The following is an 8,170-nucleotide window of genomic DNA, read 5'->3' on the forward strand; positions in this document are numbered from 1 at the left end:
GTCGTCGCGGTTGACGGCGACGGCCTCCGCGCCGAGGCGTACCGACACACCGGCCCCCGGCCAGCGCCGCGCCGCCCAGGGCGGGTCCCGCCCGCGCCAGCCGTCCCATCGGTACCACCCGTCCTCGGAGTTCACGTCCCCCGATCGTCTGTCGCACCCGGGTGAAGCGCGCTCGCCCGGAAGGGGTGAACCGGCCCGTGCCGGGTAACCGCTCGCCGACCGGGGGCGGAGCGCGTGGTGGGGGTGGGGCTGGGTGCCGGAACAGGATCACGTACGGGTCGAACCGGCACCGGGGCCAGCACTGTTGGCGTCCCGGCTGACGCCGGCCGTGCCGCCGGAGCCGGTGGTCGCCCGGCCCCGCCTGCTGCGCCGGTTGGACGAGGGCAGCGCGGGACCGGTCACCCTGGTGGCCGCCCCCGCCGGCTGGGGCAAGACCACACTGCTCGCCTCCTGGATGCGGCTGGGCGGCGCGCCACCCGACGTGGAGCCGGGCGCGTTGGTGCCGGACTCCGGCGACCTGTCGGTGTCCTCGGCTGACGACCCGGTCTCGGCGTGGATGTCGGTGGAGGCCGGCGACGACCCCGCCCGGCTCTGGGCGTACCTCGCCGCGGCGCTGCTGTCGGCGACCGGGGCGACGGACGGCGGCCCGGTGCCCGACCGGCCGCCGCGCCCCGACCAGCTGGAGGCGTTGGCCGCCACGCTCGCCGCCGCCGACCGTCCGGTGCTGCTGATCCTGGACGACCTGCACCGGGTCGCCGACCCGGCGGCGTTGACCGGCCTGGAGTTCCTGCTGCGCCATGCCGGGGGGCGGCTCCGTCTGGTGATCGGCGCGCGGGCCGGACTGCACCTGCCGCTGCACCGGCTCCGCCTCGCCGGCGAGCTGACCGAGATCGGCCCGGACGAGCTCGCGTTCACCGACGACGAGGTGGCCGACCTGCTCACGGCCCACGCCGCCGCACTGCCGGCGACCGCCGTGCACCGGCTGCGGGAGCGCACCGGCGGCTGGCCGGCCGCGCTGCGCATCGCCGCCCTGGCGGTACGCGAACAGCCCGACCCGGAGCGCTGGGTGGGGCAGTTCGGCGGAGACCAGCCGGAGATCGCCGGCTACCTGCACGAGGAGGTGCTGGCGACGCTCGACCCGGCCGAGGAGGACCTGCTGCGTCGTACCGCCGTCGTCGACACCGTCTGCGCCGACCTGGCCGAGGCGCTGACCGGCCGCGCCGACGCCGGGCAGGTGCTGGCCGACCTGGCCGGGACCGGTGGTCTGCTGCACCGGGAGGACACCCGGCCGCCCTGGTACCGGTACGACTCCCTGCTCGCCGACCTGCTCCGCGCCGACCTCGCCCGGTTGCCCGCCGAGGAGCTACGCGAGCTGCACGTCCGGGCCGCCGACTGGTACGCGGGTGACGGCCGACCCGCCGACGCGCTGCGGCACGCCCTGGCCGCCGGCCGCTGGGACCTGGCCGGTGACCTGTTCGTCGCGCACTGGCCGGAGCTGACCCGCTTCGACAGGGACCCGGTGCACGCCCCGGCACCCACGCCGCCGCCAGCGGACGTGATCCGCGCCGACCCGGAGGTGGCGTTGGCCTGCGCCGCCGAGCGCGCGTACGCCGGTGACCTGCCGGCCGCCACCGGTCACCTGCGGGCCGCCGCCGGGCACGCCGCGGGCCTGCCGGTTCCGCGCCGCGACCGGTTCCTGCGGTTGGTCACCGCCTTGGAGCTGACAGTGGCCCGGCTCGCCGACGACCGTAGCGAGGTCCGGGCCGCCGCCGCCCGACTGCTGCGCACCCGCCCGGCGGAAGCCACGCCGACCCGGCTGCCGGCGCGGGTGACCGGTTCCGCCCCGACGGCCGGTGGTGGCGGGGCCGCCGACGACCTGGACCTACGAGCGTTCACGGGTACCGCGCTGGGGCTGGTCGAGTTGGCCGACGGGGCGCTGCCCACCGCCCGGTTCGTCAGGGCTCGGGCGGCGGCTCGGGAAGCCGGCCGACCGCGTACCGAGCTGGTCGCCGCGAGCCGCGCCGCGCTGCTGCTCGCGGTGCGCGGCGAGCTGCGGGCAGCCGAGCGGGCGGCCAGGGACGCGCTCGGTATGCCGCCCTGTCGGGGCTGGTCCTGTCGGCTCGACTGCGGCCACGCGTACCTGGCTCTCGCCGTGGTGGCGCTGCTGCGCGACCAGCCCGAGGAGGCCACGGCGAACCTTGCCCTCGCCCTCCCGGCGCTCGACGTGACCGGCGGCTGGGCCGGCGACCCCGAGGTGCGCGGCGACTGGCTGGCCGCCGCCCCCGACGAACCGGTGGCGGCGGCGGTGGCCGCGCTGTGCCGGGCGCAGCTACGCCGCGACTCCGGCGACCCGGCGACCGGCCAGCGGCTGCTCGTCCGGGCCCGGGAGGCGCTTGCCGACCGGCCGTCCGCCGGCGAGCTGACCGGTCTGCTGCGGGCCGCGGAGGCCGAACTGCGGGCCGCGCGGGGCGACCTGGACTCCGCCCGCGAGCTGCTGGCCGACGCCGCCGACGAGGGAGCCGACCCGGTGCTCGCTGTGACGTTGGCGAAGGTGCAGCTGAGTGCCGGCGACGCCGCCACCGCTCAACGGACCCTGCCGGACTGGCAGGCGCCGGCCGCCACGGCCTGGCCCCTACCGGTACGCCTGGACGCCGGTCTGCTCGACGCGGTGCTGGCCCAGCGCGCCGGGGACGCGCGTCGGGCGGGTCGGATCCTCGAGCAGACGCTGGACCTGGCCGGCCCGCAGGGCTGCCGCAGGGCCTTCACCCGCGCCGAACCGCACGTGCGGGACCTGCTGGCCGCGCACCTGGACGCGGGCACCGCGCACTTCACGCTGGTCAGTGACCTGGTGCGGGGCGCGGGACAGGGCGCCGACGGGCCGGCCGCCGGGGCGAGGGGCGCGCTCGACGAGCCGCTCACCGAGCGGGAGCTGACTATCCTGCGCTACCTGCAGAGCATCCTGTCCAACGTGGAGATCGCCAGCGAGTTGTCCCTCTCGGTCAACACCGTGAAGACCCACGTCCGCAACATCTACCGCAAACTCGACGCGACCCGCCGGCGTGAGGCGGTCCGGCGGGCGCGCGAGTTGCGGCTGATCTGAGCGGGTCAGGCGTTGGCGGCGGCGTCCGCTGCCGTCAGCAGGTCCGCCAGGTCGTACCCGCCGTCGTGGCGGATGCCGTTGACGAACAGGGTCGGGGTGCCGTTCACCCCGCTGCGGATGCCGCCGACGAAGTCCCGGCGCACCCGGTCCGCGTGCGCACGGTTCTCCACCTCGGCGTTCAACTCGTCCGGCGGCAACCCGACCTGCTCGACGCCGAGCGAGAGGTGCACCGGGTCGAGCTGGTCCTGATGCTCGTAGAGCCAGTCGTGCATCTCCCAGAACCGGCCCCGAACCCCGGCGGCCTCGGCCGTCTCGGCGGCCCGTTCGGCGTACGGGTGCACGTTGGCGATCGGGAAGTAGCGGTAGACCAGCCGTACGGTGTCGGCCCGCTGTCGCAGCAACTCGTGCAGGTTCGGATACGCGGCGCCGCAGAACTGGCACTGGAAGTCGCCGTACTCGACGATGGTCACCGCCGCGTCGGCCGGCCCCCGGATGTGGTCGTCGGTGGTCACCGGGTCTCGAAGTCGGGCGGTGACCTGCAGTGGCGTGCTCATCTGGCCATCACCTTCCGGTCGGCGGCAAGTTGGTCCAGCGCGTCGAAGATGCCGTCGGCGCCGGGGTTGACGTCGGGCGGTGACAGGTAGCTCCAGGTCACCTTCCCGGCCGGGTCCAGCACCACGAGCGCGCGGGCCGCCTCACCGTTCGGCATGTACGCGCCGTAGCTGCGGGCCACCTCACCCTTGGGCTCGAAGTCGGCCAGCAGGGGGAACTCGATGCCCCGGCTCTCCGCGAACGCCCGGTGTGACCAGATGCCGTCCACCGAGATGCCGAGCACCACCGCCTCGTACTGGGCGAAGACGGGTGCTGCCGACTGGTAGAGCGACATCTGGTCACCGCAGACCGGGCTCCAGTCGGCGGGGTAGAAGGCGAGCACGACCGGCCGGCCACGGAACTGCTCAGGCCCCAGCAGAGCCCCGTCCGGGGTGGCCGGCAGCGTGAAACCGGGCGCGGTGCGCCCCGGTTGGATCAGCCCGTTCGGATCACTCATGCCCCCAGCCTGCTCCCGGGGTGGGTGAGACGGACTCACCCACCCCGGGTGGTTCCGCGCCCGCTCAGCGCCCGCTGAGCGGGCGCCCGCGCCCGCTCAGTGCAGCACCGGGGCGACGGCGATGTGGTTCTGCACCTCCCGGATGCCCGGCGCGGACCAGGCAACCTGCTCGACCTCGGCCCGTTCGGGCATCGAGTGCACCAACCCGGCGAGTATCGCGGTGTCGCCGTGCACCCGGACGCTGATCCGTTCGGCCTCGGTCGCTCCGGCCCGGGCGAGGGCGTCGACGATCCGGTCGGCCAGGTTGCGGGCGTCCGGCGCGGTGGCCGGCCGGACGGTGATGCCGTTGCTCACCCCGCGTACGCCGGTCAGCCGGGCCACCGCGCGTTCGGCGGCTCGCCGTTGGTACTCCCACTCGACGTCGCCGTGCAGCGTCACCCAGCCGGCCGAGACGGTGACCTGGAGCTTCTCGATGGGCACGAACGCGTCCCACTCCAGCCCGTGGCTGGCCGCGGCGGCCAGGTCGCTGTCGGCGCGCTCGGTGCCGTTGGTGAGCTGCACGGCCACGTCGTTGGCGACCGCCCGGACCGAGGCGACCCGGTGGGCGGCCCGTTCGGCGGCCCACTTCTTGGCGTAGCTGTCCACGCGGCCGGTCAGGGTGACGACGCCCTCGGCGACGGTCACGCCGATCTCGTGCGGCTGCACCCGCGGTTCCCAGGTCAGCTCGTCGAGCACGGCGGACTGGATGTCCTGGTCGGTGCGGTTGATCTCCGCGATGGCCATCTGTCCCTCCTCCGCTGTTCCGATGGCGGACCGGGGTGCTGGCCTCGGCCCGAGGTCCGCCGTGCTGCGATCCTGCCGCCGCCCCGGGTGAGCCGCCCTCGCCCGGACCGGGTGACGGCGAGGCCCGACCTGGGCGGCACGGGTGGGAAACGGGGACGAACATCGATGATGGGAGCGCTTCCAAAGCGAGCCGATTTCGGTTACGGTAATCGCGTTCCTCGATCGCGGGAGCCGTCGCGTCGGGTGGTGGAGCCAGGGCAGCTCTGCCCGTCCCCGACGTCGTGCTCGTCCCCCGGGCCACGGCGTCATCCAGGCGATCGACCCCGTCCCCCGGGGCTCCATCCCGAGAGGAACCGCAGATGCGGAGAAGTCTCGCCGGCACGGTCGTGTCCGTGCTGGCCGCCGCCACAGCCGTCGTGGTGGTCCCGTTCACCGCCGCTGGGTCGGCCCCCACCCCGGCCGCAGCGGAGGCGTACACCTGGCGGAACGTCCCGGTGGGCGGTGGTGGCTTCGTACCCGGCATCGTCTTCAACCCCACCGAGAAGAACCTCATCTACGCGCGCACCGACATCGGCGGGGCGTACCGCTGGGAACAGACCAGCCAGTCCTGGACGCCGCTGCTCGACTGGGTCGGCGCCGACCGCTGGGGCTACAACGGCGTGGTCAGCATCGCCACCGACCCGGTGCAGACCAACCGGGTGTACGCCGCGGTCGGCATGTACACAAACGGCTGGGACCCGAACAACGGCGCGATCCTGCGCTCGGCCGACAAGGGCGCCACCTGGCAGGCCACCGAGCTGCCGTTCAAGAACGGCGGCAACATGCCGGGCCGGGGGATGGGGGAGCGGCTCGCCGTCGACCCCAACCGGAACAGCATCGTGTACTACGGCGCCGAGGGCGGCAACGGGCTCTGGCGCAGCACCGACCACGGCGTGACCTGGGCCCGCGTCGCCGCCTTCCCCAACGTCGGCAACTACCGGGCGGACCCCGGCGACCCGAACGGCTACAACGGGCAGAACCAGGGCCTGACCTGGGTTAGTTTCGACAAGAGCACAGGCACCGCCGGCTCCACCACGCAGACCATCTACGTGGGCGTGGCAGACAAGGAGAACCCGGTCTACCGCAGCACCGACGGCGGCGTCACCTGGGCGCGCGTCCCCGGTCAGCCCACCGGCTACCTGGCCCACAAGGGGGTCGTCGACCCGGTCGGCGGTCACCTCTACATCGCCACCAGCGACACCGGCGGCCCGTACGACGGCGGCAAGGGCGACGTCTGGAAGTTCACCCGGTCGACCGGGGCCTGGACGCGGATCAGCCCGGTGCCCTCCACCAGCGCCGATGCCTACTTCGGCTACAGCGGGCTGACCATCGATCGGCTTCGCCCGAACACGCTGATGGTGGCCACCCAGGTCTCCTGGTGGCCGGACGCCATCTTCTTCCGCAGCACCGACGGCGGGGCGACCTGGACCCGGATCTGGGAGTTCAGCAACTATCCCGAGCGGTCCCGCCGCTACACGATGGACATCAGCTCGGTGCCCTGGCTGACCTTCGGCGTCAACCCGGCGCCTCCGGAGGCCTCGCCCAAGCTCGGCTGGATGAACGAGTCGGTGGAGATCGACCCGCACGACTCCAACCGCATGATGTACGGCACCGGCGCCACCATCTACGGCACCACCGACCTGACCAAGTGGGACACCGGCGGTCAGTTCACCATCCGGCCCATGGTCCGGGGGCTGGAGGAGACAGCCGTCCTCGACCTGATCAGCCCGCCCAGCGGCGCACCCCTGATCAGCGCGCTCGGCGACGTCGGCGGCTTCCGACACACCGACCTGGACGCCATTCCGTCGATGCTGTTCACCCAGCCGGTGTTCACGTCGACCACCAGCCTCGACTACGCCGAGAGCAAGCCCGCGGTGCTGGTACGCGCCGGCAACTTCACCGACGCCGACCGGCCCAACGACAGTCACGTCGCCTTCTCCACCGACGGCGGCGCCACCTGGTTCCAGGGCACCGAACCGTCCGGGGTCAACCTCGGTGGCACGGTGGCCGCCGCGGCCGACGGCAGCCGCTTCGTCTGGGCGCCCGGTGACGCGGGCCAACGCGTCGTCCACTCGGTCGGTTTCGGCAACTCCTGGGCAGCGTCGACAGGCATCCCGGCGAACGCCACTGTCGAGTCCGACCGGGTCGACCCCACCCGGTTCTACGGCTTCAGCGGCGGGCGTTTCTACCTGAGCACCGACGGCGGGGCCAGCTTCACCCCGACCGCGGCTGCCGGGCTGCCCACCACCGACGTGCGGTTCAAGGCGCTGCCGGGCCGGGCCGGCGAACTGTGGCTGGCGGGGCCGGGTGGTCTGTGGCGCTCTACCGACGCCGGCGCCAGCTTCACCAGGCTGGACGGCGTCAGCGCCTCCGGCAACGTCGGTTTCGGCAAGGCGGCACCCGGGCGGACCAACCCCGCCGTGTTCCTCTACGGCACCGTGAACGGTCAACCGGGCGTGCACCGTTCCGACGACGCCGGCGCGACCTGGGTACGCGTCAACGACGACCGCCACCAATACGGCAATCCGACCGAGGCGCTGACCGGCGACCCGCGTGTCCACGGTCGGGTCTACCTCGGCACCAACGGTCGCGGCATCCTGGTCGCCGACCGCAGCGGCGGCGAGCCCCCGACCACGCCGCCCCCGACCACGCCGCCCCCGACCACGCCACCCCCGACCACGCCACCCCCGACCACGCCACCCCCGACGACCCCACCGCCCACCACGCCGCCGCCGTCCGTCGGCTGCGCGGCGACCTACCGGGTGACCGGCTCCTGGTCCGGGGGATTTCAGGCCGAGCTGGTGGTCCGCAACGCGGGAAGCGCCCCCATCGCCGGCTGGACGCTGGGCTGGACCTTCACCGACGGCCAGCGGATCGACCAGTTCTGGGGCGGCACCCACACCCAGACCGGAGCCGCCGTGTCGGTCCGGGACACGGGCTGGAACGGCGCGCTCGCCGCCGGGGCCAGCACCACCGCCGGCTTCCTCGGCTCGTGGGCCGGTAACAACACGTCCCCGGCCACCATCACCTGCACGAGCCGCTGAGCGGGTGATCCGGGTCGGGACCCCGGATCACCACCAGACACCGGTCCGCCGGGCCGCCTGAGGGGTCCGGCACCCGGCGGACCGGTTCCACCCCGGCACCACTGCGGGGCCCCCTCGACCGGCTTCGTGGGGGGGCCGCGGGGGGGGGGTGGGGGA

Annotated in this window: 5 protein-coding genes; 2 read left to right on the forward strand and 3 right to left on the reverse strand. The window is 74.1% G+C overall.

Features of this window, described 5'->3' with window-relative positions; all coding sequences use genetic code 11:
* Positions 1-253: 253 nt before the first annotated feature.
* Positions 254-3,100, forward strand: a complete 2,847-nt coding sequence (locus AB0C20_RS33355) for a LuxR C-terminal-related transcriptional regulator (RefSeq protein ID WP_357569493.1) — start codon at positions 254-256, stop codon at positions 3,098-3,100.
* Between the two features lie 5 nt (positions 3,101-3,105).
* On the opposite strand, the gene AB0C20_RS33360 is transcribed toward AB0C20_RS33355, so the two are convergent.
* The 3 genes from AB0C20_RS33360 to AB0C20_RS33370 form a co-directional block, all read right to left on the reverse strand.
* Positions 3,106-3,654 (reverse strand): thioredoxin domain-containing protein, encoded by a 549-nt coding sequence (locus tag AB0C20_RS33360; RefSeq protein WP_357181301.1) that lies wholly within the window; start codon positions 3,652-3,654, stop codon positions 3,106-3,108.
* On the reverse strand, positions 3,651-4,148 hold the full coding sequence (locus AB0C20_RS33365; RefSeq protein WP_357181298.1) for a redoxin domain-containing protein: 498 nt from the start codon (positions 4,146-4,148) through the stop codon (positions 3,651-3,653). The genes AB0C20_RS33360 and AB0C20_RS33365 overlap by 4 nt, the downstream gene beginning before the upstream one ends.
* Positions 4,149-4,244: 96 nt before the next feature.
* A complete protein-coding gene (locus AB0C20_RS33370; RefSeq protein ID WP_357181295.1) occupies positions 4,245-4,931 on the reverse strand; it encodes a BON domain-containing protein in 687 nt (228 codons plus the stop codon).
* Between the two features lie 359 nt (positions 4,932-5,290).
* On the opposite strand from AB0C20_RS33370, the gene AB0C20_RS33375 reads away from it, so the two are divergent.
* Positions 5,291-8,014 carry a cellulose binding domain-containing protein gene (locus AB0C20_RS33375; RefSeq protein WP_357569494.1) on the forward strand — a complete coding sequence of 908 codons (2,724 nt, stop codon included), beginning with the start codon at positions 5,291-5,293 and terminating at the stop codon, positions 8,012-8,014.
* Positions 8,015-8,170 lie beyond the last annotated feature (156 nt).

The sequence above is a fragment of the Micromonospora sp. NPDC048843 genome (genome assembly GCF_040649965.1).
Lineage (GTDB): Bacteria > Actinomycetota > Actinomycetes > Mycobacteriales > Micromonosporaceae > Micromonospora > Micromonospora hortensis.